Raw genomic sequence first — 24,454 nt, 5'->3', positions numbered from 1 at the left:
TTCACGCCCTCGCGTCTTCGGTGATCAGCCTGCCCGACGATGATCGACAGCAGTAGTATCGATCACAGGACCCCGTTTTAAGGAGAACTGTTGATTGACGTCCAGCGGCTGGCCGTCCTGCGCGAAGTCGCCCGTCACGGCAGTTTCAATCAGGCAGCCCAGGCGCTGTACTGCACTCCCTCGGCCGTCTCGCAGCAGATCGCCGCCCTTGAGCGAAACCTTGGCGCACCCGCTGTCGAACGCTCCACCCGAGGCGTAACGCTCACGGACGCGGGCCGCCTGCTGGTCGAGGCCGCCGACGCGATCGCCGCCGAACTGGCCGACGCTCAGCAGCGCATCGCGCGCCTGTCCGCCGAGCGGATCTCCCTCACCGTCGCCACGTTCGCCAGCGCGGGCCGGCGGCTGCTGCCCGCCGCCCTGGCCGCGTTCGTCGCCGACCACCCTGAGGTGGAGCTGACCATCGTGGAGGCAGAACCGGAGGAGAGCCTGCCCGACGTCCGCGAGGGGCGGGCCGACCTCGCCCTCGCCTACCATCTCGACGGCCCGCCGCCCGCCCGGCCCGGCGACCGGTCCGGACTGGACTGGACGCCCCTCGGCACGGATCCGCTGCGAGTCGTGCTGGGGCACCGCCACCCGGCCGCGGTCAGCTACCAGGCCCGGCCCGAGCCGCCGCACCTGGCCGAACTCGCCGGCGAGCGGTGGATACTGGGCTGCCGGAAGTCCGCCGACCAGCTCGCCCGCCATGCGGACCTGGCCGGTGTCGATCTGCAGATCTCGTGCACGGCGACGGATTACGACTTCGCCCAGTCCCTCGTGCGCGCCGGCATCGGCATCGCGCTGATCCCCGAGATCGGCCTGACCCACCACCCGGAGCTGGTGGCGCTCCCTCTCGCGGAGCCGAGCCCGCGCCGCCATCTGGGCCTGGCCCTCTCCCGCCGCCGACGAGGCCCCGCCGCGCAACTGGCCGAGGAGCTCGCATTTCTGCTCGCCGAGCAGGCGGAGCGTACGGTGCGCCGGTAAGCGCATGCGAACGGCGGGGCGTATGGTGCGCCGGCAGGCGAACGGCGGGGCGCCGCCTACGTTATCCAAGCCTCGGATGAATACCCCTTATCCGGCTGCCGGATGAAGTGTCCCTTGGCGCCGCGGCGGTGCGGCCGCGCAACAATGTGTCGCCCCGAGACGCCTAGCAGCTCACGCCTGCCCGGGAATTGCCCGGCCCAGCAGACCGCGCACTCCGGCAACCAGCGCCCACGCCAGGACGGGAAGTGCCGCGACCCGTTCCATGCCTCCCATGCCCAGCCCCACGTAGTGACGGGACAGGAAGAGCACGAAAGCCGCAATCGCCACGACCCCCAGGAGGCTGGTGGCCAAGCGCAGCGGGCGCGGTACGCCGTTCGACAGGCCGGCCCCCGCCAGCAGCAGGCCTATGTTGCCCAGGCCCATGATGAGCAGGGCACCCAGAACGTGCTCGTTCTCGTGGACGTCCGCAGGTGCCAGCCCGGCGACCGCGAATCCCAGGCCCGCGCAGACGAGGAGAATCCGGGCCGCGGTGGCGATCCCGCTCCGCCGCCACAGGGGACCGGTCAGAACGGCGCCGACGACGAGCAGCGTTCCCAGGACAACGAAGGCGACGTTCATCAGCCCGTGGTCGGGCGAACACACGTACCGAAGCTGAGGTTCCTGCTGCATGGCGCAGTGAGCGTTACCCAGATCACTGATGTTGTTCCGCGCCCAGCTGTACGGTCGTGCCCAGGCCGACTCGACGATCCCGTGGGTCACAAAGAACTGCACCACACCCACGATCCACGCGGCATACCCGATCCGAGCCTTCACCTGTCCACCTTCTGACTTCCAACTTCTGACTTATGACTTCTGACACACGATTGCTGTGCGAGCCAGCTGATCATGAGGCTGAAGCCCCGGGCACTCCGGCGAGCCCCCTAAGCGAGGTAGGGCAGACCCTACGAACGGGTGCCGGCCGGCCCTCCGTATCGTGGCCCGATATGGCTGACCACTGCGTGCCGCATGCCTTCTCCGACCTCGACGCCCATTCCGATCCCAGCCGCCTCGTCACCACCCTGAACCGGCTGAGCGACGACCCGTTCTTCGCCTCCTACAAGCAACGTCTCCACGAACTGCTCCGGGCCCGGCCGGGCCGGAGAATCCTGGATGCGGGAGCCGGGACCGGTGAGGCGGCTCTGCGTTTGGCCGGCGCATCCGGGGCGGCCGTCACCGCCTGCGATCTGTCCGCCGTCATGTGCCGCGAGATGAGGAGGAACGGGTTGCCCCGCGTGGCCGTCGCGGACGCGCATCACCTGCCTTTCAGGGACCGGGTGTTCGACGGCGTCCTGGCCGACCGTGTCCTGCAGCACGTCAACGATCCCGGAAAGGCCGTCACCGAGTTGCTGCGGGTCACCCGCCCCGGCGGGCGCATCGTCGTGTGCGACCCCGACACAGGAACACAAGCCCTCGCCCTCGAAGACGAAGACCTGGCGGAGAAGGTGCTTTCTCTCCGCCGGACCAAGAACATCAGGAACGGCACCTTCGCACGCACGGTGCCCGGCCTCTTCGCCGATCACGGCCTTGAGGACATCCACGCCGAGGCACGGACACTTCTCATCCGCGATCCGGAGTCCGTTGACGGCACGATGGGCATCCGCGACTGGGCCGGCGCCTTCGCCGACCGCGGCTACCTCGGCCGGGCCGAGGCCGACCGTTTCAACGCCCTCCTCGACAAGGCCATCGGCAACGACCGCTTCCTGTACGCCGTGACTTACTTCCTGACCGCCGCCACCGTGCCGGGGAATCCCGGCGGCAGCACACTGTAGGCCGGATCACGGCGCGGATCCGCCGGGGCGAAGGCCGGTCGCCAACCGTCTGCGACGAGTTGCGGTGCGTCACTGGCATCCGGCTGAACATGCATCGGCACAGGGGTGGTGATGTCATGGACCCAAGGGGAATATGCACGCCTCATCGTCCCCGGAGGTGATTTTCGATGGCAGCGTTCAAGCTCGGGGAGCCCGTCGGGGCAAGGACGAAGGGCTTGACCAGCATGGGTTCTGCGGCGGCTCCCCCGGTCGTCCTGCGGGTCCAGCCCGATTCCTACATTCGGCTGGAGACTCCTGAGGAGCTGCAGGAATGGGAAGAGGCCGTCCGCGCCACCACCGGTCTCAGGATCGATGCCAGCAACATGGCAAGGTCGGCGTCCGAGTCCTGTTCGTGCGGTTGCAGTGACGATTGCTGTGTGGACTGCGCTGAGCAATGATCCTCACGGTGTCCGTCAGAGATGATCTGCACACCCTTGCCGTTCGGGAGGCCGCCGCCCGCCGTGGGTACGCCGATTTTCACATCATCGAGTGTGACCAGATCAGCGGGCGGCGCAGTCTTGCCTGGAATTCTCACGAAGACGCGTCCGCCACAGTTCTGACCTCCGGTGGTCTTGCCCTGCCGCTCTCGGAGGTCTCGGTGCTGTGGTGGCGGAGAATGAGAGCAAATCAGCAAGCCTCGGCCCACACGGCGGACGACCATCAGCGGCGCCTGATCAACAACGATTGCCGGGGCGCCCTTGACGGCATCCTCGCCGCAGCGTACCGAGGCCTGTGGATATCGTCGCCGGAGGCGACCGACCGCGCTGCGGACAAGCTGTACCAGCTTGCCGTGGCGCAGGAGACAGGTCTCCGTGTTCCGCGGACCCTCGTCTCGCAATCGCGCCAGGATGTCATCGAGTTCGCCCGGCAGGTGGGACGAATCATCGTCAAACCGGTGGTAGGAGCGAGCGGACCGTTGACGTTCACGCAGTACATCGATGATCCGTCGTCCATTCCCGAGGAGTCCTTCACTGCCTGCCCTGCCGTCTACCAGGAGTACGTTCCCGGCCGGCAGCACGTGAGGCTCAACTGCTTCGGTGACCGCTCCTACGCTGCCTTGATCGAGACGGACCGTCTTGACTGGCGTCCTGACCTGAACGTTCCCATCTCCAAATGGAAGGTCCCGGACGGGCTCGCCCGGCAGGTCGCTGCGGTGCTGCAGCGACTCGGCCTGCGCATGGGGATCATCGACATCAAGCTCACACCGCACGGCGAACCGGTCTGGCTGGAAGTCAATCCTCAGGGACAGTTCCTCTTTCTGGAACCGTTGCTGGGGGAACCGCTGGCCGACCACTTCTTCGACTTCCTTCTGTCGAACACAGAAGCCTCAGGGCGATGAGTATGCGTGCGTGCGTGTGCGTGCGTGTACGTGCCTGTCCGTCACCCTGCCGGAGGCGTACGGTCGCGCGGGGCGCAGCCCGGTGTTTGGCTGAGGACACCGCGGCTGCCCATCGGTTCCCGCGTGTCCCAGTCGTCCCCCGGTACCCGTCATAAGGCCGGTGGCGGGGTGAGAAAGGTGCGTCGCCATGCCGAACAAGGGGCAGGAGTTCCGGGTCGCATTCGAGGGCATCAGCCTCCCCGACGAAGTCGTGCAGCGGATCGACGCCGCCATCCGCAAGGCCGTCCTCACCGAACTGGCCACCGTCGACATTCAGGCCCAGGCCCACGACCTGCTGGCCGAGGACCTGACGATCGGCCGGATCGGCGGCGGCCACACCCAGGGCATCCGCGTACGGCAGGTCGGGGTCTAGGTGGCGCCCACGGACTCCGGCACCCCACCGGTGCCGGTCCCGCTCCCACTCCCGGGAACCGCGGAACGAGGCGCTCTGTGCCCCAGCTCCACCTGCCACGAGGGAGCCGTGCTCATCGCGGTGCTGGGAGAGGACGGGCGCCTCGGCTACGTGCGCCCCGCCATGCCCGTCGACGAGCAGTTCATCGAGGCGTGCGCGGGGCACGGTGACCCGGAGTCCCGCTTCCGCTTCGCGGACTCGTGCGCGCAGGACGCCTGCGAGCACTGGAGCGGCCGGCACTGTTCCCTGGTCGGCCGCTTGGTCGCGGCCCGGCACGAAGCCGGACAGGAGCATGACGACGGCCTGCCGCGCTGCGGCATCCGCGCCGAATGCCGGTGGTTCGCCCAGGACGGGCGGCGCGCCTGCGGGGTCTGCCCGCTCGTGGTCTACCGGCCCACCCCGGCCGACCGTTCCCCGGCAACGGGCACCTCGGAGGCGGGCAGAACCCGTAAGGACGGGTAGCCCACCCTGAACAGCGGCCGGGTCCCGGGAGGGCCGCTGTCAGAGGGCTGTGTCAGAGTCTGCGCATGCTCGAGATCGTGGTGAAGACGGAGAACTGGCAGCGGCACGTCCGTGTGTCCGCCGAGGAGCTGGCTGGTCTGGTCCGGCGCATAGGTGCTGAAGGTGACCGGTTCCTGGTCATCCAGCGCATACCCGACCTGCCCGATGTCTTCGCCCAGGTCTGGCACAAGGCCGGTGGCGACTACACGCTGGAGTACCGCGACGGTACCGCTGACCGGCATTTCCAGGCGACGGCCGACGGACCCGAGACTGTGATTGCGGCGATGACCGGCTGGGCCCGCCAGGAGGCCGGATGGGACAGTGACCTGTCCTGGTCGCTCCTGGACATGGGCCCCGCCCACGAGGTGCCGCCCCTCGACCTCGGCGAAGACGAGCGCGCCGAGCTGGAGAGGCGCGTACGGGAGGTGCTGGTCGGTGGCTACGCCTCCCGCTCCGAACTGGCCGAGCTCGCCGAGGACTACCTGGTCACCAAGGACCGCCGGCCCGTGTCTCGTGAGCAGGCGGAGGCGCTGGCCGACCGGTTGTGGCTGGAGCGGGTCGCGGAGCAGGCCGCATGGCAGGGCGAGACCGACCCCGAGCGGCTCACCCGCGCGTTCACCGCCTTGCAGGAGGCCGGTATCACGGCCCGTGAGAACTTCACCTGCTGCCGTAGCTGCGGCCAGTCCGAGATCGGCGGCGAAGGCGGGCCGGACGCCCGTGGCTTCGTTTACTTCCACACCCAGTGCACGGACTCCGCCGCAGCCGGCCAGGGACTGACGCTCCTCTACGGCGGCTTCGACGGCTCGTCCGAGACCACCGCAGCCATCGGCCACGAGGTCGTGGCGGCCCTCGAAGCCGTCGGCCTCCCCACCGAGTGGGACCGCGACCCCGGCCGGGCCATCACCGTCACCCCCCTGGACTGGCGCCGCCGCCTGGTCGGCTAACCGGTGTCGTCACGGCCGCCGGGCACCCCTCGCTCCCTGACCAGGAGGGGTTCCGCTTGGCGGCCGGGCTTACTCGCCTGGTCCGCCCCGGACAGCGCGCCGAGGAGGCGTCTCCCTGCGCCGTACGGGTGGCACGGCTCCGGTCGGCAGGTCGTGTCGATCACGGCGGGGAAGGCATGGGTCGCAGGTCACCGTGGGTGACTGCGGGTGCCGCGCTCCGAGCGAGGCGGGGGCGCCCTGGTACGTCGATCCTGGGGCGGCAACGCATGCGCACGAGAATCAGCAGGCACCTGGACTCCGTCTTCGCCGAGTTCGCCGTGCCCGCGGAGGCCCGGGAGGCTGTGGAAGGCCGGGAGGCCGCGGCCCCGGCGCGAGCCGCGGGGCCGGTGCTGCCGCCCGAGTTCAACTGGCGTGACTACACCATCATGCTGTTGCGCGTCGCCTCGGAGATCGAGCATTCCCTGATGGTGCAGTACCTGTTCGCCGCGTACTCGCTGGGAGGGCCCCAGGTCCCCGAGGGTCTCCGGAAGGACGTGCGGCGCTGGCAGGAGGTCATCCTGGGCATCGCGAAGGAGGAGATGGGCCACCTCCTCACCGTGCAGAACCTGCTCGTCGCGCTCGGCGGCCCGGTCAATCTCGGCCGGGAGGACTACCCGTGGGGCACCGACTTCTACCCCTTCCCCTTTACGCTCCGGCGGCTCACCCGGCAATCGCTCGCCCGGTACATCTGCGCCGAGAGCCCTCTCGACTGGACGGGCGAGGAGGCCGAGCGGATCAGGCGGCTGGCGGCCGGGGAGCAGGACGTGCCGGTGAACCGCGTCGGCGCCCTCTACGAGCGGCTGTCCGCCATCCTCCGGGATCGCAGCCGCATCCCGGAGACCGCGTTCCAGGCCTCGACACTTCCCTACCAGGCGTCCTGGGACGAGTGGGGCCGCGGGTACAGACGCGGGCAGCGCGCTCGCGACTCCGGGAACGTTCCCGAGGCCCAGTCGCCCGACCTGCTGATCCTGCGTGTCTACTCACGCGACAGCGCCCTCAGTGCGCTCAGGAACATCGGCGAGCAGGGCGAGGCGCTCCCGGCCCCTGACAGCCCGGACGGCGAGGACCCCCGCAATCCGTCCCACTTCAACCGATTCCTGAGGATCTTCCGCGAGCTGGAACGGGTGGACCCTGCGGACCAGGACGCGGTGGCCCGGCCCGTGGCCGAGAACCCGCGCACCGACCACCGGCTGAACGAGGAAACCGTCGCCCTGACATCCGCGCTGACCGCCGGACCGGGGCAGCCGCGGCCCGAGGTCAACCCGATCACCCACCGCGAGGCCGCCGACTGGGGTCACCTCTTCAACCTGCGCTACCGCATGCTGCTGACGGATCTCGCCCATGCCTTCCGCCTCGTCGGCCCCCTCGACAACGGCGCCACCCTGACCGCACGCGGGTCGCTGATCCACCGGGCCTTCGGCGAGATGTACAACCTCCGGGCCATTTCCGGGGCACTGCTCCGGCTGCCGCTGGACGCGGAGAATGCCTCCGGTCTGCTGGCCGGTCCTCCTTTCGAGATGCCGTACGCGCTGGACCTCCCCGCCGGCGACCGCAACCGGTGGCTGCTGCAGCGCGATCTGACAGAGGCCTCGGTTCCCCTCGTCGAGACCTTGCTGAGCACGACACCGACGGCCGAAGGCAAGGCGTACCTCCGCGCACTGCGCGAGGCGGACGCGCAGGCGCGGGAGTCCATCGACCGCATCCTGGCCGAGGGCTGAGCGACGGCAGCGGCACTCGGCCGTGATGCACCCCCGAGGAGGAGAGAACGTGCTCATCAAGGAACTCCGGATCCTCCCGCCCCTGGCGATCGGTCGCCTGGGTGCGGCGGCCCGGCCCATGGACAACTACGACGTGCTGCTGGACCCCGACCGCCCGTTGTCTCCCCGGCAGCTGCTCCCCGCCCCGACGTTCGTCGTGGATCCGGACAGCGGGGCCATCACCTCGGCCGACGCGCCGACCGCCCTCCGTTTCACCGAGGACGGCAGCGTCCGGCCCGTGGCGCCGTTCCTGGAGGTCTGGGCGCTGACCTCGGTTCCGGACCGGGACGACGTGCTGGAACCGCTGACCACCGGCTTGCTGGAGCGGTGCGGCCTCGGCCCCCAGGACGTGCGCTGGTCCGTGCACGTGGCCAATCACAAGCTCTACCGGCGGACGGGGGACGAGGCCGACCGGATCGAAGCCGAGGCCGGCCCGTTCCACGACCATGCCGTGCACGCGCTGAACGGCACGTGCCCGAACTTCTGGGAGGGCAAGGAGCTGCCGCTCGGGCACGTCCGGTACATCAGGCCCACAGCGGAGTTCCCCGGCATCCGGCTGCGCTTCGTGCCCGCGGCAGGCTACGTCTACGGCTCCAGCCGGGAGAAACCGCCGCCCGGGCCGCCGGACGACGACCCCAACGTCGTCGAGGTCCTGTACAACGGCCAGAAGGGCGGCTGGCTGGGGTATACCGATCCGGCCGACCCCACGGTGACCGTCCCCGGCGGCATCTACGCCGGCGACAGCGAGACAGGGGCCAGCAAGGGCTATCTGGACGACGAGTGCGACGGCGTGGTCAGGGCGGAGCTCACCATCGAGGGCACACGGCTGACCGCCTACGCGTGGATCGGCGCCGGCCCGCCGGCCTACGCTCCGGACAGCTTCCCGGTCCGGTCCGTCGCGGACGAACTGGAGCAGGCCATGTTCGGTCCCACGGCCGGAGCGGGGGACGCGACGCCGGAGGCCGCCGAGGACGTGGTCCGGCGCGCCTTCGACACCGTCCGGCTGATGAACACCTCGGTGCTCAACGGAAACGCGGTGACCGGCCTGGTCGGCGCCGCCAACACGATGGCCGCCCAGGACACCGGTGACACCGGCCGCCTGTTCGAGCCGATCATGGCGCCGTCGCTGGTCGACCGGACGGCGCTGCTGAATCTGCACCAGCAGATCCTGACCGGCCTGCACAGCGGAACGGCCCCGTGGTTCGCCGACGTGCTGCGTGACTTCGACGAGGTCGGAGACCTGTCCGCCAAGGGACGGCGCAAGATGCCGGCACTGATGCGCGGAGCGGACGGCCGCTCCCTGGCACTGACCCGCCGCCAGACCGACATCGTCCGCAAGGTCGCCCGCCGGTCGATCTTCCCGGAAGACGGGTCCGGCACAGGCGCCGCCCCGGACACCGCCCAGCAGGAGCAGGAATGACATCTTCCCGGACGACGCCTTCGATCCATCCGGCCAACCTCTCCGCCCAGTTGCACTACAGGGCGGCCGGCAACCCGCCGAGCACCCTGGCGGCATCGGCCATCTCCAACGCCTTCCCCGGGCTGGAATTCGACTTCCGCAACATCTGGCGCCGCATTCTCCAGGGCATCGAGCTGCACGAGGCGGACAACTACGTCGTCCGGGCCGACCCGGAGCACAGCGCTCTCGTAGGCTGCCGGCTGCTCCGCGTGGCCGGCGAACCGGTGATCGGGAACCTGTCCGGCCCGCAGATCCCCGGATACGACCAAGGGCTCGCTCCGGCCGGCAACCCCGACGGCGTGACGATGCTGGAATGGTCCAACTCCCTCGCCGGAGTCCTGGACAAACACGTCAACCAGAAGGTGGCGTGCGACTTCACCAAGAACCCCTCTCCCAACCCGGCGGGCATCCCCGAAGACCCGGCCGCCCTGCAGACGGTGGAGCTGACCGTACGGCCGCTGTTCGCCACCAGCGAGGTGGTGAACGAACGACTGGCCGTGATCGACGAGCAGCTGGTGCGGCCCGGAGACCTGACCAGCAGTCTCTGCTCCCCCTGGCAGAACGACTACCGCGAGTGCGCCTGCTACTACTGGGCGGCGAGCCGGCCGGACTTCGTCAACGTCGACGTCGACGAACAGGGCCTCAGCGTGGGCAACAACTGGCTTTCGGTGCACCGCGAACCCAAGGAGTACGTGCTCGACCGGGGCGCCGACACCCGCCTCCTCACGTACGACGACCTCTTCCGGGAATGGCAGCGGCGGCTGCGGTTCGTCGTCGGCGGCCGGGACTACCCGGACCCGGACACCACGGACGAGGCCGTCCGGTGACGCCCTCCCCCGCCGGGGCCGCCGCCCGCGATCAGGTGCGCGCACTCATGGACGCGTCCGCCCCGGTCAGCCCCGGCCTGCACTTGGTGCGCACCGAAGTGGGCACCCACGCCTTCCTGGTCAACGGCAGCCGCCTGTTCGACCTGGATGCCGCCACGTACGCGCTCCTCGACGGCGCCCGGCGGGACGGCGACGACGACGGACTCTCCCGGCTGATGTCCCGACTCGGACTGGACGCCCCGCCGCTGATCGACGACAGCCCGCCCGCCGAACCACCGGTGCGCGCCCTGTCTCTCGCGGTGGCGCAGAAGTGCAACCTCGGCTGCACCTACTGCTACGCCCAGCAGGGCAGTTTCGGCGGGACGCCCACCAGCATGCCGGCCGGGACCGCGCTCGACGCGGTCGAGCTGCTCTTCCGCGGCGCCGCACCGGGCGAGCGAGTGAACCTCTCCTTCCTCGGCGGCGAGCCCCTGATCAACAGGCCCGTCATTCACGCCGCCACCGAGCACGCGGTCCGCCTCTCGCGTGAGAAGAACGTGCCCGTGACCTTCTCGATCACCACCAACGGCACGACGGTGACGGCCGCGGACGCCGACTTCTTCGAGGAACACGGCTTCGCGGTGACGGTGAGCCTGGACGGCACCCGTGAGGTGCACGACGCGCTCCGCCCGTACCGGGACGGGCGGGGCAGCTTCGACAAGGTCATCGCACGGGTGACTCCGCTGCTGGCCGCGCAGCGCCGGATGCAGGTTTCGGCCCGGGTGACGGTGACGCCGGACAACCTCGCCCTGAAGGAGACCCTGGACGCGTTCGTCGGGCTGGGCTTCCACAGCGTCGGCTTCTCCCCGCTCCTCAGCTCCCCGAACGGCCGCGGCGAGCTCTCGCCTTCCGGCCTGGAGACGATGCTCGGCCAGATGGTCGCCTGCGGCGAGGAGTTCGAGCGCCAGGTGATCGCCGGCCGCCGCTACCCGTTCACCAACCTGGTCAACGCCCTGCGCGAACTCCACCGAGGCACGCACCGCCCCTATCCGTGCGGCGCGGGGGCAGGGTATCTGGGCGTATCGGCCGAAGGTGACCTCGCCGCCTGTCATCGCTTCGTGGGCGACCCCGAGGGCACGATGGGCGATCTCGCCCGGGGCGTGGACCGCAGCCGCCGGCTGACATGGCTGAGCGACCGGCACGTGCACCGTCAGGAGCCGTGCCGTTCGTGCTGGGCACGGTACCTGTGCGGCGGCGGCTGCCACCACGAGGTCATCCAGCGGGGGCGGCCCGCCTGCCACTACATCCGCGGCTGGCTGCACTACGCGATGGGCGCGTACCACCGCTTGCGCGTCCGCCGGCCCGACTACTTCCTTCCGGTGCCGGCCACCCGCACACCGAAATGACCGCCGGGACGCCATCCCTCACGACCACGGTCGCCTCACAGGCCGGGCACGACACCGAAGTGTGCGTCATCGGCGCCGGGCCGACGGGCTCGGTCTGTGCCCAGCGCCTGAGCGAGCTCGGCCACCAGGTGCTCGTCGTGGAACGGCAGCCGTTTCCGCGCCCCCACGTCGGCGAAGCGCTGACCCCGGCCGTCCGGCCGCTGCTGCGCAGCCTCGGGGTGCTTCCCGCGGTGCGGGACGCGGGCTTCCTCACCTGCACCGAATCGCGTGTCCGCTGGGGGGACGGCCCGGTGCGGCACGTACGCCTCCCCGAGGGCACGGCAGGTCTCACGGTCTGCCGAGGGCGTTTCGACCAGCTGCTCCTGGACGCCGCGCGAGCTGCCGGCGCCGGGGTGCTCCAGCCCGCCCTGGCGCGCCGCCCGCGCCGGGAGACCGGCGGCTGGCAGGTGCCGCTCACCACCCCCGAGGGCGCGCGAGTCCTGCGCGCACGGTTCCTGGTCGACGCCACCGGCCGGGCCCGTGTCCTCGGCGGCCGCGTGACCCGTACCGGCCCTCGGACGATCGCGCTGCACACGACCCTGCGCGCCGACCCGTACGGGCCGCCGCCCACCTGCGTGGAGGCCCTGCCGGACGGCTGGCTGTGGGGCACGCTCCTGCCGGACGGGGGCTACCGGGTCATGGCGTTCACCGATCCGGAGCACCTCCGCCGCTCCGGGGCCCGCAAGGCCTCTCCGGAGAGCTGCGTCCGGAGCCTGCTGGCCGGCTCGGAGCTGTTCCGTGGGCTGACGGCAGACCTGACTGGGGCGACGGTCCGTGTCTGCGACGCGACCAGCTACGTCCATCCCGACCCCGTGGGCGAGGACCACATCAGGCTCGGTGAAGCGGCGTTCGCCATCGACCCGCTCTCCTCGTCCGGCGTGGAGAAGGCCCTGCAGAACGCGCTGTCCGGTGCCGTCACCGTACACACACTCCTCTCCGAGCACGGCGACCGAGCCGCCGCACTGGCCTACTGCCGTGACAGCCAGCGGCACTCCGCCGAACAGCACGTGAAGTGGGCCGGCGGACACTACGCGGAACACCGGCTCCATCACGACAGCTCCTTCTGGCGCCGACGGGCTCGTCCGCTCCCGGCCCCGCCGTCCGCACCCGCCTCCCCCACGGACCTGACGCACCTGATGCATCTGATGCACCGGCGGCTGCGCCTGTCCCCTGCCGCCGAGCTGGTCAGCACCCCCTGCGTGGTGGGTGACCAGGTGGCGTTCCGCCCGGCACTCAGCCACCCCGCCCTGGCCCGGCCGGTGGCCTACGTCGGGGGGCTCGCGCTGGCCCCGCTCGTGGAATCCCTGTCCGGCGACCGCACACTGGCCGAAACCCTGCGGGAATGGTGCCGCACCATGCCGTCCGGCCGGGCCCTGTCCATCGCCGCATGGCTCTACGGGCACGGCATGATGACAGCGGTCGGCTGAGTCCGGCCCGGCCGAGGTCTCCCGCGCTGAACGCGGACCGCAGATACGACCGGGGCATGCCGAAGGGGTGCGGGCACCGGCACCTGTCCGGGACGGCCCCGCACCCCTCATCGGGTCGTCGTCACATGCACGTGCGCGTGGTCCAGTGGCTGCACCAGAGCGACTCGACGACGGACTCGGACTCCTCTTCCAGGGCCTGAAGGTCGAGAACGAAAGCCATGACATACCTCTTTCCGTGGGATCGGGTGGGGCTGGGAACGGTCAGCGGTGGGTTCACCGCTGGTTCTTGCTCACCGCGGACGGCAGTGCGCCGCGGTGGTCCAGGAGGGGAAGGGGCGTGCCCTTCCGGGTGAGCGCTGCGTGGAGCGCGAGCAGGATGCCTGCCGAGCCGGTGGCCAGGTCGGTCGAGAGGCGGTAGAGCTGGTGGCCGGGGAAGGCCACCCGGTCCTGGTGGCGGACCAGGTGCCAGGCGAGCCGCGCCAGCTGCCGGTCGCGTTGCTCGCCCGCCCATGCGTGCCCCGTACCGGCGCGGTCCGCCGTGACAGGGCCGCCCGGTGCGGCGTCGTCCTCCGCCGCGGCCTGAGCCAGCGTCCAGAGGAGGCCGGCCCTGCCGTGGAAGAGGCCGGGCATGAGGAGGAACTGCGCCGTGCAGGCCCGCTCCAGCAGGGGCAGCGTCCGGCCGAGCTCGGGGTCGTCCGGCCGGTGCCGCAGCAGCGCGCGGGCGGCGACGACGGCGCCGGCCGAGCCGTTGCCGAGGTAGGCGGCGGCGCGGCCGTCCTCGGCGAGCAGCATGCCCTTGTCGTCCACCTGGGCGCCCTGCAGGTCGCGTGCCAGTGCGGCGGATGCCAGGTCCAGCCAGTGGTCCTCGCCTGTGTGCTCGTACAGGCGGGTGAGGAAGAGGGCCCGGCCGCTCCCGCCGTGCAGCAGCCCGGAGCGCCGCGGGCCGGGTTCCGGGCTGTTGTACGCGGCCGCGTCTTGCACGAGTTCCTGTTCGAGTGCTCGCCCGGCGGCGACGGCCTCGTCGGTCAGCGTGCCGTCGCCGTGGCGGTCGGCGAAGTGGAGCAGGCCGAGCCCGATGCCGGCCAGGCCGCCGGCGAGGTCGTGCCCGAGGACGCCCAGCTCGCGCCGCTTCGCGGTCACGGTCCGGGCGCGCTCCAGGGCCTCCCGCGCCAGGTCGGGCAGTCCGAGCCGGTCGAGGGTGAAGGCGACGCCGTGCAGGCCGTCGTAGAGACCGGGGCGGACGTCCGGGGCCGGGCCGGTGGCCCGCAGCAGCCATTCGACGTGCTGGTCGGGCACCGGGTAGCCGGTCTCGGCCAGGGCGTAGAGGACGCCGGACGCGCCGTGCAGGAGGTTGACGGCGCCCTGGGCGGCGAACTGTTCGGGGTCGCCGGGGTAGAGCCTGTCCTCGCGCTCGGGGGTGGCGGCGGCGAGGATGCCGCCGGCCAGTTCGTCCATCACCCGTTGCCAGTCGTCCGGGGACGCGCCGTCCGGTACGAACAGCGCGCGTCCCTTCGTGCCGGTGCTCGCGGTGCGGCCTGCGGGAAGCCGCCCCCCGCAGGCCTCGTGCAGAGCCCGTACGGTTTCGGCCGCGAAGCCGTCCGGCAGGCCGAACAGTTCCTCGGCGGCCCGGGCCAGGTGCCCGGCCTTGGCGGAGTCCAGCTCGACGAGGAAGGAGAGCGGGATGAAGAGGAAGAGGCGCATGCAGGCCAGTGCGTACCGGTCGACGGAGGTGCCGGTGCGGGCGGCCGGCGAGATGAAGCCCGGTGCGCCCATCGCGGGCGGCGTGCCGGTGGCGAGGTCGAAGGCCAGCTCGAAGTCGACGAGGGCGAGGCGGCCGTCCGGCCGGACGATGACATTGCCGGGGTGGAGGTCGCCGAAGGCCACGCCCTGCTTGTGCAGCGTGGTGATCATCCGGTCCAGCTGGTCGGTGAAGTCCAGCGCCTGTGCGGCGTACGCGGCGAGCGCCGCGGGCTCCGGTTCCCCTCCCAGCAGGGGGTGGCGGCCGGCGAACAGGTGGCGTTCGAGCTTCTCGCCCTCGATGAACTCCTCGACGAGGTACTCGTGCTCCCAGACGGTCACGTGCTCGTGGAGGCGGGGGACGAAGTCCAGTCCGTCCAGGCGCCGGAGCATGTCGCGTTCGCGGTGCAGGCGCTCGACGGCGTCGGTGCCGGCCCGGTCCAGCCCGGCCATGGGGCGGGCTTCGCGCAGGACCACGGTGCGGCCGTCGCGGGTGTCGCGGGCCTTGTAGACGCCGCCTCCGTTGGAGAAGTGCAGGGCGCGCTCGATGCGGTAGGGGAAGTCCTCGGGGCGGGGCGCGGAGCGTGCCGTGACCTGCTCGGCGAGGAACTCCGGCACGTCGGTCCAGGAGGGCACGGAGAAGACCGGGCGGCGCAGGTCGGGCACCAGTCGTCCCGCGGGGTCGCGCAGGGCGGACACGGTGCGCCCTTGCTCGTCCAGGCAGTACATCTGGCGGAATGCGCCGTAGCGCACGTACAGGGGGCCGTCGTGCCAGCGCAGGTCGCTGAGGATGTACGGGCCGCGCCGTCCGGCCAGTACGGGTGAGAGGCCGTGCAGCACGCGCCGGAGTTCGTCTTCGTCGCGCGGGTAGATCGTCACGAGCTTGCCGCTGGAGCCGCGCGGGGCGTACTTGGAGTTCGCGTTGAGCACGGCCTCCCGGCTGCGCAGGAACTTGACGCTGACGCCTTCGCGGAAGCAGAAGCCGAGGACGGCGCCGATGACGTCGGGGGCCTCGTCGGGGGTGCTGGAGACGTGGACCTTCCAGCCCTGCTCGGGCAGCGTCACCCCGTCGGGGCTGAGGTAGACCCAGACGCTGTCGCGGCTTCTGCTCCACCCGCCGGGCAGCGGGTCGCGTGCCTGCGGGTAGAGGGTCTCCGTGTCGCCGAGCCGGCCGGGGTCGTCGTAGAAGACGGGGTCCGTCTGGCAGTACGGCTCGTAGTCGGATGGGCGCACGTGACGAATCCCCCTTGTGTGGCGTGCTGTTCACCAGCGCCACAACCGTAGGACGGTTCCGCCCCGCCGCGGCCGTTACGGGCGTTGCCTGGTGTTGCCAACGACGGGGCGGGCGGGCAACGGCGGGCGGTGCGGGGGTCCTGTCGCCGGGGCGGACGGGCTTTGCAGACCCGGTCACTGGGGTCGGACAGGCGCAGGCCCGATCACCAGGGCGGGCAGGCCTGTAGGCCCGGCACCGGGGCGGATTGGCTTGCAGGGCCGGTCACCGGTCGGACAGGCTGTACCCCGTCACCAGGTCAGGGCAGACCCGTAGGCCCCGTCACCGGTCAGGTAGACCTGCAGGGCCGGTCACCGGGTCAGGCAGACCCGTAGGCCCGGTCACCGGAGCAGGCAGACCCGTAGGCCCCGTCACCGGTCAGGCAGGCCTGCACGTCGTGTTGGCGCGGGTCGTCGAGAGACCGGTAGATGCCGGCCGCCCGCAGCCACGCCCGCCGCGCCGCCCGTGTCTTGCCCTGGGTGGCGAGGCTGATCCCCAGTTGGTGCAGCGCCTGCGCGGTGCCGGCGAGCATGCCGGTACGGGCGTGCAGGACGAGGGCGCGCCCGTAGCAGCGGACGGCCTGCCGGTGGTCGCCCAGCTCACGGTGGGCGGTTGCCGTCAGGGTCAGCGTGGACGCCTGCAGCCACACTGAGCCGTGCGCGCGATGCAGCTGCAGCGCCTGGAGCAGCGGGGCGAGCGCCTGCCCCGGGCGGCCCTGGGCGAGGTGCACCTCGCCCACGCACAGCAGCGCCATGGCGGTCCCCCACCGGCCGCCCTGCGCGGTGAACAGGTCCAGCGAGCGCCCGACCAGGACGGCCGCCTCGTCGTTGCGCTGCTGGCGCATGCAGGAGAGCGCGTACGCCAGCCGGACCGTCCCCTCCCCCACCGGGTCCCCGGCGGCGGCGAACCGCTCGGCGGCACGGCGGTAGTGACTGTCGGCCGCGGCGTGCTGCCGGAGCCCGGCCCGGGCGCTCGCCAGGACGGTCTCCGCGCAGGCCTCGGCCGGCGGTCCGGCTGCTGCCGCCGCCGCGGCCTCGCCCGCGAGTTCCCCGGCTTCCAGCAGGTCGAGATGGTGATGGCGCAGGAAGAGGAACGGCCACAGTGCGTAGGGCAGCTGCCAGGCCACCGGGCTGTTCGTGGCGCCGGCCTGCCGGCAGCAGGCCAGCAGGTTCGCTCGCTCGTCGTCGTACCAGCGCAGCGCCTGGCTCAGGGAGGCGAAGGCCAGGGGCCGGCAGCCGTGCGGGATGTCCACGATCGGTACGCGGTGGCGTCCGGTGCCCAGTACCAGGTCGGCTGCCGCTTCGACGGTGTGCAGGTACCAGGCGAGCATCCGCTCGGTGCACGCGGCCAGTGCCCGGGGTCCGTCCTCGGTTCCGGCGCGCTCGCGCGCGTACTCGCGCAGCAGGTCGTGCATGCGGAAGCGGCCCGGCCGGACCTCCATCACCAGGTTGGCGGTGCGCAGCTCGCCGAGCAGACGGGCCGTCACCGGGGTGGGCTCCCCGAGGAGCGCCGCCACGGCGTCCAGACCGGCCACGGCGCCCGGGTGCAGGGCCAGGAGCCGGAACGCCCGGGCCTGGTCGGCCGGGAGCGCCCGGTAGGACCAGTCGAAGACCGCGCGCACGCCGGTGCCCTCGCCGGGGATGGCCAGCAGGTCCAGGCGCGGCGTCGCGTGCCCCGGTTCGCCGCCGAGTGCCGCGGCGAAGCCGTCTCCCCACTCCGCCAGGTGCTCGGCCGCGATCCGCAGGGCCAGCGGGAGGTAGCCGCAGTGGCGGGCGACGGTCGCCAGCGTCGCGTCGGCGTCGTCGCGCGCGGCAGCCGGGTGTACGGCCGGGGCTGGAGCCCCGGCTGCGGCCGTCGCGGGGTCCACGATCTGCGCCTTGTCCGTTCCCCCGCCCCCGCGGAGCGCTCGCGTGCGCCGTATGAGCAGCACCGCTTCCTGCGGTGGCAGCGGTTCCAGGGCCACGCGCAGGGCGCCGTGCCGCACGCTCAGGGCTGTCAGGCAGCGTCTGCTGGTGATGACGACGACGCTGTCGCCGGTGGCCGGCAGCAGGGGCGCGACCTGGGCGGCGCGGGCCGCGTCGTCGAGCACCATGACCACCCGGCGCTCGGCCAGGGCGCTGCGTACCAGGGCGATCCGCTCGTCGGGCCCCATGGACAGGGCGTTTGCCCGCGCGCCGAGCCCCAGAGCGTGCAGCAGGCCGGTGGCCAGGTCGTGAGGTGACGCCTCGTCGGGGCGGGGGCCGTGTGCGCGCAGGTCGGCGAAGAGCGCTCCGTCGCCGTGCGAAGCGCCCAGGCGTGCGGCCAGCGAGACGGCGAACGTCGTCTTGCCCACGCCCGCCATGCCGTCCACGGCGATCACGGCGGGGCCGTGCTGCCGCGACAGGAACGTTTCTGCGTAGGAGAGTTCGCCTTCCCGTCCCCACATCTCCCCCATGGCCGGCAGCTGGGCCGGGACGGGGCCGCGCGAGGCGGGCGTGAGGCCGTCGGGCCGCCCGCTCGGCGGCGGTGACTCCGCCGGCGGCAGCTCCCGCGCCAGCCGGACCAGACGGCCGTCCGTGGCCATCGCCTCGTCACACCGCCGGGCAAGGTCGAGCGACATGACGCGCAGGCCGTTCTCCACCCGGCTCAGGTAACTCTTGCTGTAGTGCACCCGCTGGGACAGCTGGGACAACGACCAGCCGCGCTCCACCCGTAACCCGAAGCAGCTCGCCTGACGACACCTGCGCCCCCCGCGTCCTGTCAGCCCCTAACCCCCACACGTGCGGACATCGTACGCACACCCGCCTGTAGGCCCACGAAGCGATGGCCGTACCGGACAACACCGTGAGCCCCGGCCACCGTGGTGCCGCTGTTCCTGCCGGCGGTGTCGCGGAAGGTGATGCACCGGGCTCACCGGAACCCCCGGGATGCCGCGGCAAGGCGTCCGGCTGATCCGGTCGGCGAACAGCTGAAGGGCGCTCAGTTCGAGCGCGGCCTGAGCAGCTCCTCGAGGAGGGTGTCCACCAGGCTGCGGGGGACGCTCGATCCCGTCAGGGCGCGGTACACGATCGGGCCGAGGAGGGCGTCGATCGTGGCGTCGGGGCCGAGCACGGGCGAGATCTCGCCGACGTCGACTGCCCGTGCGAGCATGTCGCGTTCCTGGTCACGGCGTGGACCGAGATAGCGCTTGTGGAAGCTCTCGGCCGTGCCGGGATCGAGCTGAGCCTGGGCGATGAGGGCGAGCAGGACCTTCTCGGAGCCTCCCGCGGCTTAGGGCTCGCCCTTGCCGACGAGCTCGCCCGACGCGGCTGGCGCGTCACGGCCACCACGCGCCAGGAAGGCGGCGAGCTGCAAGCCCGCGCCGATGCCTGGAACGGACAACTGACCGTCGAGTCACTGGAGATGACGATCCCCGAAGAGCGGGCCGCGCTCCGCGAGCGTCTGAAGGGCTGCCGGCTCGACCTGCTCTTCGTCAACGCCGCGATCGACCGGGGCAACCTGCCCATCGGCGAGGTCACCACCGGCATGTTCACCGAGGTGATGGTCACCAACGCGTTGAGCCCGCTGCGCACCCTTGAGGCCCTCCGCGAACTCGTCGCGCCCGGCGGTACCGTCGCGGTCACGTCCTCCGAGCAGGGCAGCACCTCGCGCAACACCGAGGACGGCTATGAGCTCTACAAGGCCGGCAAGGCCGCGCTCAACCAGCTGATGCGCAGTTACGCCACCCGCCACGCCGGGGACGGACACACCAAGCTGCTCATCGACCCCGGTCACAACCGGACCCGGCTCGGCGGACCCGGCGCACCTCTCCTCCCCACGGAGAGCATCCCGGCCGTCGCCGACGTCCTCGAAGCGCAAGCGGGCGCCCCGGGCTGCAGTTCCTGGACCGCCACGGCGAGACCGTCCCCTGGTAGGCCCGCGTTCCCCCTCCCCGGGCTGCTCCCCTGACGGCGCTCCCCGAGCGTCTGCGACCCTGGAATCAGCGACGGCAGACCGAGCGGTGGAGGAGCGGACAGTGACCGAGCGCAAGCCCCGTGGCATCGACTTCGAATCGTGGACCGACCGCCAGATCCGGGAAGCGGAGCAGCGCGGTGCCTTCAAGGACCTGCCGGGTTTCGGCAAGCCGCTTCCCGGCCTTGAGCGTCCCTACGACGAGGACTGGTGGATCAAGGAGAAGATGCGGCGCGAGCAGGTCTCCTTCCTCCCGCCGGCGCTCGCCCTGCGCAAGGAGGCCGAGGACGCCCTCGCCGCCGCTGCGGAGGCCCGGACGGAGCGGGAGGTGCGGCGGATCATCGGCGAGATCAACGACAAGATCACCGCTGCCCTCCGCATGCCGCCGCCCGGCCCGCCGCTGAACCTCTCCCCCTACGACGTCGAGACCGTCCTCAGGGCGTGGCGGGAGAACCGGTAAAAAACAAAGACGAGGAGTTGCTCACTCCTCGCCACTCTTAACTTATAGCGCACAGGGGGCCTTGCCGCAAGGCCCCCGCCATGCCGCAGAATCTCCGTTCGTAAGGCCGGGACCTGCGGAAATGGGAGTTCTGAAGTGCGTGTGTTGCTGTCGACGTACGGGTCGCGCGGGGATGTCGAACCGCTGGTGGGTCTCGCTGTGCAGCTGCGGGCGCTCGGGGCGGAGGTGCGGGTGTGCGCGCCGCCGGACGAGGCGTTCGCGCAGCGGCTGGCCGAGGTGGGGGTGCCGCTGGTGCCGGTCGGTCCGTCGGCGCGCAAGCTGACGAAGGCGGCGCCGGCGCCGTCGTCCCTGCCCGAGCGCGCGGCCTCCCTGATCGCCGGGCAGTTCGAGTCGGTCACCGAGGCGGCCGAGGGGTGCGATCTGCTGGTGGCGACCGGCATGGTGCCGGCCGCGGCCGGTGCGCTGTCGGTGGCCGAGAAGCTGGGCGTGCCCGCCGTGTCCGTGACGTTCCAGCAGCTCACCCTGCCGTCACCGCACCGCGCGCCGCTGGCGTACCCGGGCCGGCCGTTCCCGCCGGAGGTGACCGACAACCGGGTGTTGTGGGACTTGGACGCCCGGAGCATCAACGTGCTGTTCGGCGAGGCGCTCAACACGAACCGGACGGCGAACGGCCTGGCCCCGGTGGCCGACGTCCGCGATTACGTCGTCGGGGACCGGCCGTGGCTGGCGACGGACCCGGTCCTGGATCCGTGGCGGGGGAACCCCGGCTTCGACGTCGTCCAGACGGGCGCATGGATCCTGCCCGACGAGCGCCCGCTCCCGGACGAGCTGGTCGCGTTCCTGGACGCCGGTGATCCGCCGGTGTACGTGGGCTTCGGCAGCATGCCCCTGCACGCGGCGAAGGACGCCGCCCGTGTGGCCGTCGAGGCGATACGGGCGCAGGGCCGCCGCGCGGTGCTGTCCCGCGGCTGGGCGGACCTGTCGCTGATCGACGACCGGGACGACTGCTTCGCCGTCGGAGAGGTCAACCATCAGGCGCTGTTCCGCCGGGTGGCCGCCGTCGTGCACCACGGCGGCGCGGGCACCACGACCACGGCCACCCAGGCCGGCGCGCCCCAAGTGGTGGTGCCCCAGGCGGCGGACCAGCCGTACTGGGCGGGACGCGTGGCCGAACTGGGCATCGGTGCGGCACACGACGGTCCGGTTCCGGCCACCGAGTCCCTTTCGGCCGCGCTCAGGACGGCTCTGGCCCCCGAGACCCGCGCGCGGGCGACCGCCGTGGCCGCCACGATCCGCACCGACGGCGCGGCGGTCGCCGCGAAGCAGCTTCTCGACATGATCGGCAAGGGGCAGCAGTCGATGACGGCGTGAGCCGCGTGGGGCGTCGAGCCGCCCCCTCCCAGGCATCGAGTCGGCCCCTCCCCAGGCGTCGAGTCAGCCCCTCCCGGGCATCGAGCCGGCCCCCGCCCGGACCGGACGCTTCTCCCTGCGCGCGCCATGGTGTTCGCGCGTCCTCAGAACGGAGCCCATGTACGTGAGCCCGCTGACCACCAGCGTGTTTGACCTTCCCGACCGCCTCTCCTCCAAGGCCGACCCGGCCCTGACCGCCGGTGACGAGCAGCACTTCGCGGCCATAGCGGAGAGCCTTGAGCAGGCGATAGCCGAGCTGTCCGAACGCCTCGACGCCGAGCGCAGGGCCCCCGGCGGCACGGGCCGGCAGGCGATGGACCGGGACGTGGAGATCCACCGGCTCACCGCCCGCCTGCGCGCGCTGCGCCGCTTCGGCCTGGACCTGTGTCTCGGGCGCATGGTCGGCGCCGGCAACGACGAGCCGGTGTACATCGGACGACTGGGCCTTACCGACAGTGCCGGCCGCCGGCTGCTGCTCGACTGGCGGTCTCCCGCGGCCGAGCCGTTCTTCGGTGCCACCCACGCCAACCCCATGGGCCTGGCGAGCCGGCGCAGGTACCGCTGGGCCCGCGGGCGGATCAGTGACTACTGGGACGAGGTGTTCGCCCCGGACGGGTTCGCCGGGCACGCCGCGCTCGACGACCAGTCCGCGTTCATCGCCAGTCTGGGCAGCAGCCGGTCGCCGCGGATGCGGGACGTGCTCGGCACCATCCAGGCCGACCAGGACGCCGTCATCCGCGCGAGCTCCCGCGGCGCGCTCGTCGTGGACGGCGGTCCGGGTACGGGGAAGACGGTCGTCGCCCTGCACCGCTCCGCCTACCTCCTGTACTCCGACCCTCGTCTCGGTCACCGCCGGGGCGGTGTGCTGTTCGTCGGGCCGCACCGGCCGTACCTGTCCTACGTCAGTGACGTCCTGCCCAGCCTGGGAGAGGAGGGTGTGCAGACCTGCATCCTGCGGGATCTCGTCGCCGAGGGAGCCACCGCGGTGGAGGAGGCCGACCCGGACGTGGCGCGCCTGAAGTCGTCCGCGGACCTGGTGAAGGCGATCGAGAAGGCCGTCGGGTTCTACGAGGAGCCGCCCGCCGAGGGGATGACGGTCACGACCCACTGGTCCGACATCCGGCTGACCGCCGGCGACTGGGCCGCCGCCTTCGACGCCGCCGAACCCGGCACTCCGCACAACGAGGCGCGCGACCAGGTCTGGGAGGAGCTGCTCACGATCCTGGTGGACAAGCACGACGGCGACGTCCCGGACGAGCTGCTCCGCAAGTCGCTGCGGCAGGACAGGGAGCTGCTCACCGCCTTCAACCGCGCGTGGCCGCTGCTCGAAGCGGCGGATCTCGTTGGAGACCTGTGGTCGGTTCCCGCGTACCTGCGGCTGTGCGCTCCCTGGCTCGGCCCGGATGACGTCCGGAAGCTGCAGCGCCCGGACGCCCAGGCCTGGACGGTGTCGGACCTGCCTCTCCTGGACGCGGCACGCCGGCGCCTCGGCGACCCGGAGGCGGCGCGGCGCAAGCGCCGGCACGACGCGGCTGTCGCCGCCGAGCGCGAGCGCATGGCCGGTGTCATCGACAACCTGCTCGAAGCCGATGCCGACGGGGAGGGTGCGGTGACGATGCTGCGCGGACGGGACCTGCAGGACACCCTGGTCGACGGGAGCGCACTGCCCGTCGCCGAGCCGGACCTGCTCGCGGGTCCGTTCGCCCACGCCGTCGTGGACGAGGCTCAGGAACTGACCGACGCGGAGTGGCAGATGCTGCTCCTGCGGTGCCCGTCCCGCAGCTTCACCATCGTCGGGGACCGCGCCCAGGCCAGGCACGGTTTCACGGAGTCGTGGCGGGAGCGGCTGGAGCGGGTCGGGCTCGACCGGATCGACCTGGCTTCCCTGAGCATCAACTACCGCACGCCGGAAGAAGTGATGTCGGAGGCCGAGCCGGTCATCCGCGCTGTGCTCCCGGACGCCAACGTGCCGGCGTCCATCCGCAGCAGCGGCGTCCCCGTCGTCCACGGATCCGCTGCGGAGCTGAACGCGGTCCTCGACACCTGGCTCGCCACCCACGCCGACGGGACCGCCTGCGTCATCGGCGATCCCGCCTTCCGTGAGACGTCCCGTGTCCGGTCCCTGACCCCGGAGCTGTCGAAGGGGCTCGAATTCGACCTGGTCGTCCTCATCGACCCGGAGAAGTTCGGCGAGGGCACCGAAGGCGCGGTCGACCGCTACGTCGCGATGACCCGGGCGACCCGGCAGCTCGTCATCCTCACCAGCGCGTGACACCACCTGCCGGCCGGGGCGCTCATTCCGCCCCGGTCGGCAGGCTTCTGCCGGGGCAGAGGCCTCTGCCCCGGCGGCCCTACGCTGCCGGTCATGACGCGATTCGATGAGGTCAAGGCAGCTTTCTGGGGTGATGGTGACGCTGACGGCGACTACGGCGTCCAGCCGCCTCTCACCGAGGAGGCCGTACGCGAGGCTGAGCGCCTGCTGGGCGTGCGGCTGCCCGCAGCACTGGTCGGTCTCCTGCGAGAACCTCACTGCAGGCAGCGCCTTCTGACTCCTCGCTCCCCCGGCGACCCGGCCTCGACCGGAGGGCGCCGGCCCTGTCGCGCTTCCAACA

General features: G+C 71.7%; 18 protein-coding genes and 1 pseudogene. 15 read left to right on the top strand and 4 right to left on the bottom strand.

Annotated elements, in window-relative coordinates; genetic code table 11:
* Nucleotides 1-90 precede the first annotated feature (90 nt).
* Nucleotides 91-1,020, top strand: coding sequence for a LysR family transcriptional regulator (locus ACSNOH_RS00770; protein WP_436719161.1), 930 nt, complete (start codon nucleotides 91-93; stop codon nucleotides 1,018-1,020).
* Between the two features lie 171 nt (nucleotides 1,021-1,191).
* Here ACSNOH_RS00770 and ACSNOH_RS00765 read toward each other — a convergent pair whose 3' ends face one another.
* A complete protein-coding gene (locus ACSNOH_RS00765; RefSeq protein WP_436719160.1) occupies nucleotides 1,192-1,833 on the bottom strand; it encodes a DUF998 domain-containing protein in 642 nt (213 codons plus the stop codon).
* Between the two features lie 32 nt (nucleotides 1,834-1,865).
* Between ACSNOH_RS00765 and ACSNOH_RS00760 the strand changes: the two genes are divergently transcribed.
* From ACSNOH_RS00760 to qhpG, 10 genes are all read left to right on the top strand, one after another.
* Nucleotides 1,866-2,828 carry a methyltransferase domain-containing protein gene (locus ACSNOH_RS00760; RefSeq protein ID WP_436719159.1) on the top strand — a complete coding sequence of 321 codons (963 nt, stop codon included), beginning with the start codon at nucleotides 1,866-1,868 and terminating at the stop codon, nucleotides 2,826-2,828.
* Nucleotides 2,829-3,261: 433 nt separating this feature from the next.
* A complete protein-coding gene (locus ACSNOH_RS00755; protein WP_436719158.1) occupies nucleotides 3,262-4,206 on the top strand; it encodes an ATP-grasp domain-containing protein in 945 nt (314 codons plus the stop codon).
* Between the two features lie 187 nt (nucleotides 4,207-4,393).
* Nucleotides 4,394-4,618, top strand: a complete 225-nt coding sequence (locus ACSNOH_RS00750) for a hypothetical protein (RefSeq protein WP_436719157.1) — start codon at nucleotides 4,394-4,396, stop codon at nucleotides 4,616-4,618.
* A gap of 108 nt (nucleotides 4,619-4,726) precedes the next feature.
* Nucleotides 4,727-5,119, top strand: a complete 393-nt coding sequence (locus ACSNOH_RS00745) for a hypothetical protein (protein WP_436719156.1) — start codon at nucleotides 4,727-4,729, stop codon at nucleotides 5,117-5,119.
* Between the two features lie 65 nt (nucleotides 5,120-5,184).
* Nucleotides 5,185-6,102 carry a DUF6891 domain-containing protein gene (locus ACSNOH_RS00740; protein WP_436719155.1) on the top strand — a complete coding sequence of 306 codons (918 nt, stop codon included), beginning with the start codon at nucleotides 5,185-5,187 and terminating at the stop codon, nucleotides 6,100-6,102.
* A gap of 266 nt (nucleotides 6,103-6,368) precedes the next feature.
* Nucleotides 6,369-7,859, top strand: coding sequence for a ferritin-like domain-containing protein (locus ACSNOH_RS00735; protein WP_436719154.1), 1,491 nt, complete (start codon nucleotides 6,369-6,371; stop codon nucleotides 7,857-7,859).
* A 49-nt stretch (nucleotides 7,860-7,908) separates the two neighbouring features.
* On the top strand, nucleotides 7,909-9,318 hold the full coding sequence (locus ACSNOH_RS00730; RefSeq protein ID WP_436719153.1) for a hypothetical protein: 1,410 nt from the start codon (nucleotides 7,909-7,911) through the stop codon (nucleotides 9,316-9,318).
* A complete protein-coding gene (locus ACSNOH_RS00725; protein ID WP_436719152.1) occupies nucleotides 9,315-10,184 on the top strand; it encodes a hypothetical protein in 870 nt (289 codons plus the stop codon). The genes ACSNOH_RS00730 and ACSNOH_RS00725 overlap by 4 nt, the downstream gene beginning before the upstream one ends.
* A gap of 47 nt (nucleotides 10,185-10,231) precedes the next feature.
* Nucleotides 10,232-11,569, top strand: coding sequence for a radical SAM protein (locus ACSNOH_RS00720; RefSeq protein ID WP_436719151.1), 1,338 nt, complete (start codon nucleotides 10,232-10,234; stop codon nucleotides 11,567-11,569).
* Nucleotides 11,566-13,035, top strand: a complete 1,470-nt coding sequence (gene qhpG / locus ACSNOH_RS00715) for a flavin-dependent monooxygenase QhpG (RefSeq protein ID WP_436719150.1) — start codon at nucleotides 11,566-11,568, stop codon at nucleotides 13,033-13,035. The genes ACSNOH_RS00720 and qhpG overlap by 4 nt, the downstream gene beginning before the upstream one ends.
* 273 nt (nucleotides 13,036-13,308) lie before the next feature.
* Here the strand turns inward: qhpG and lanKC are convergent, their stop codons facing one another.
* The 3 genes from lanKC to ACSNOH_RS00700 form a co-directional block, all read right to left on the bottom strand.
* Complete coding sequence (gene lanKC / locus ACSNOH_RS00710; protein ID WP_436719149.1) at nucleotides 13,309-16,005, bottom strand: class III lanthionine synthetase LanKC; 2,697 nt, start codon at nucleotides 16,003-16,005, stop codon at nucleotides 13,309-13,311.
* A 356-nt stretch (nucleotides 16,006-16,361) separates the two neighbouring features.
* Nucleotides 16,362-18,731, bottom strand: a complete 2,370-nt coding sequence (locus tag ACSNOH_RS00705) for a tetratricopeptide repeat protein (protein ID WP_436719148.1) — start codon at nucleotides 18,729-18,731, stop codon at nucleotides 16,362-16,364.
* 269 nt (nucleotides 18,732-19,000) lie between these two features.
* Nucleotides 19,001-19,255, bottom strand: a complete 255-nt coding sequence (locus ACSNOH_RS00700) for a TetR-like C-terminal domain-containing protein (RefSeq protein ID WP_436719172.1) — start codon at nucleotides 19,253-19,255, stop codon at nucleotides 19,001-19,003.
* Between ACSNOH_RS00700 and ACSNOH_RS00695 the strand changes: the two are divergent.
* The 4 genes and pseudogenes from ACSNOH_RS00695 (at nucleotide 19,247) to helR (ending at nucleotide 24,114) form a co-directional block, all read left to right on the top strand.
* A pseudogene (locus ACSNOH_RS00695) lies at nucleotides 19,247-19,935 on the top strand (SDR family NAD(P)-dependent oxidoreductase). The gene ACSNOH_RS00700 and the pseudogene ACSNOH_RS00695 overlap by 9 nt on opposite strands.
* A gap of 101 nt (nucleotides 19,936-20,036) precedes the next feature.
* Complete coding sequence (locus tag ACSNOH_RS00690; RefSeq protein WP_436719147.1) at nucleotides 20,037-20,432, top strand: DUF1992 domain-containing protein; 396 nt, start codon at nucleotides 20,037-20,039, stop codon at nucleotides 20,430-20,432.
* Nucleotides 20,433-20,573: 141 nt separating this feature from the next.
* On the top strand, nucleotides 20,574-21,803 hold the full coding sequence (locus tag ACSNOH_RS00685) for a glycosyltransferase (protein ID WP_436719171.1): 1,230 nt from the start codon (nucleotides 20,574-20,576) through the stop codon (nucleotides 21,801-21,803).
* Between the two features lie 163 nt (nucleotides 21,804-21,966).
* Nucleotides 21,967-24,114: an RNA polymerase recycling motor ATPase HelR gene (helR, locus tag ACSNOH_RS00680; protein ID WP_436719146.1), complete on the top strand. Its 2,148-nt coding sequence runs from the start codon at nucleotides 21,967-21,969 to the stop codon at nucleotides 24,112-24,114.
* Nucleotides 24,115-24,454 lie beyond the last annotated feature (340 nt).

The organism is Streptomyces sp. URMC 127 (genome assembly GCF_051386535.1).
Lineage (GTDB): Bacteria > Actinomycetota > Actinomycetes > Streptomycetales > Streptomycetaceae > Streptomyces.
The sequence above is the reverse complement of the archived record's forward strand: the minus strand, read 5'-3'. Positions and strand labels throughout refer to the sequence as shown.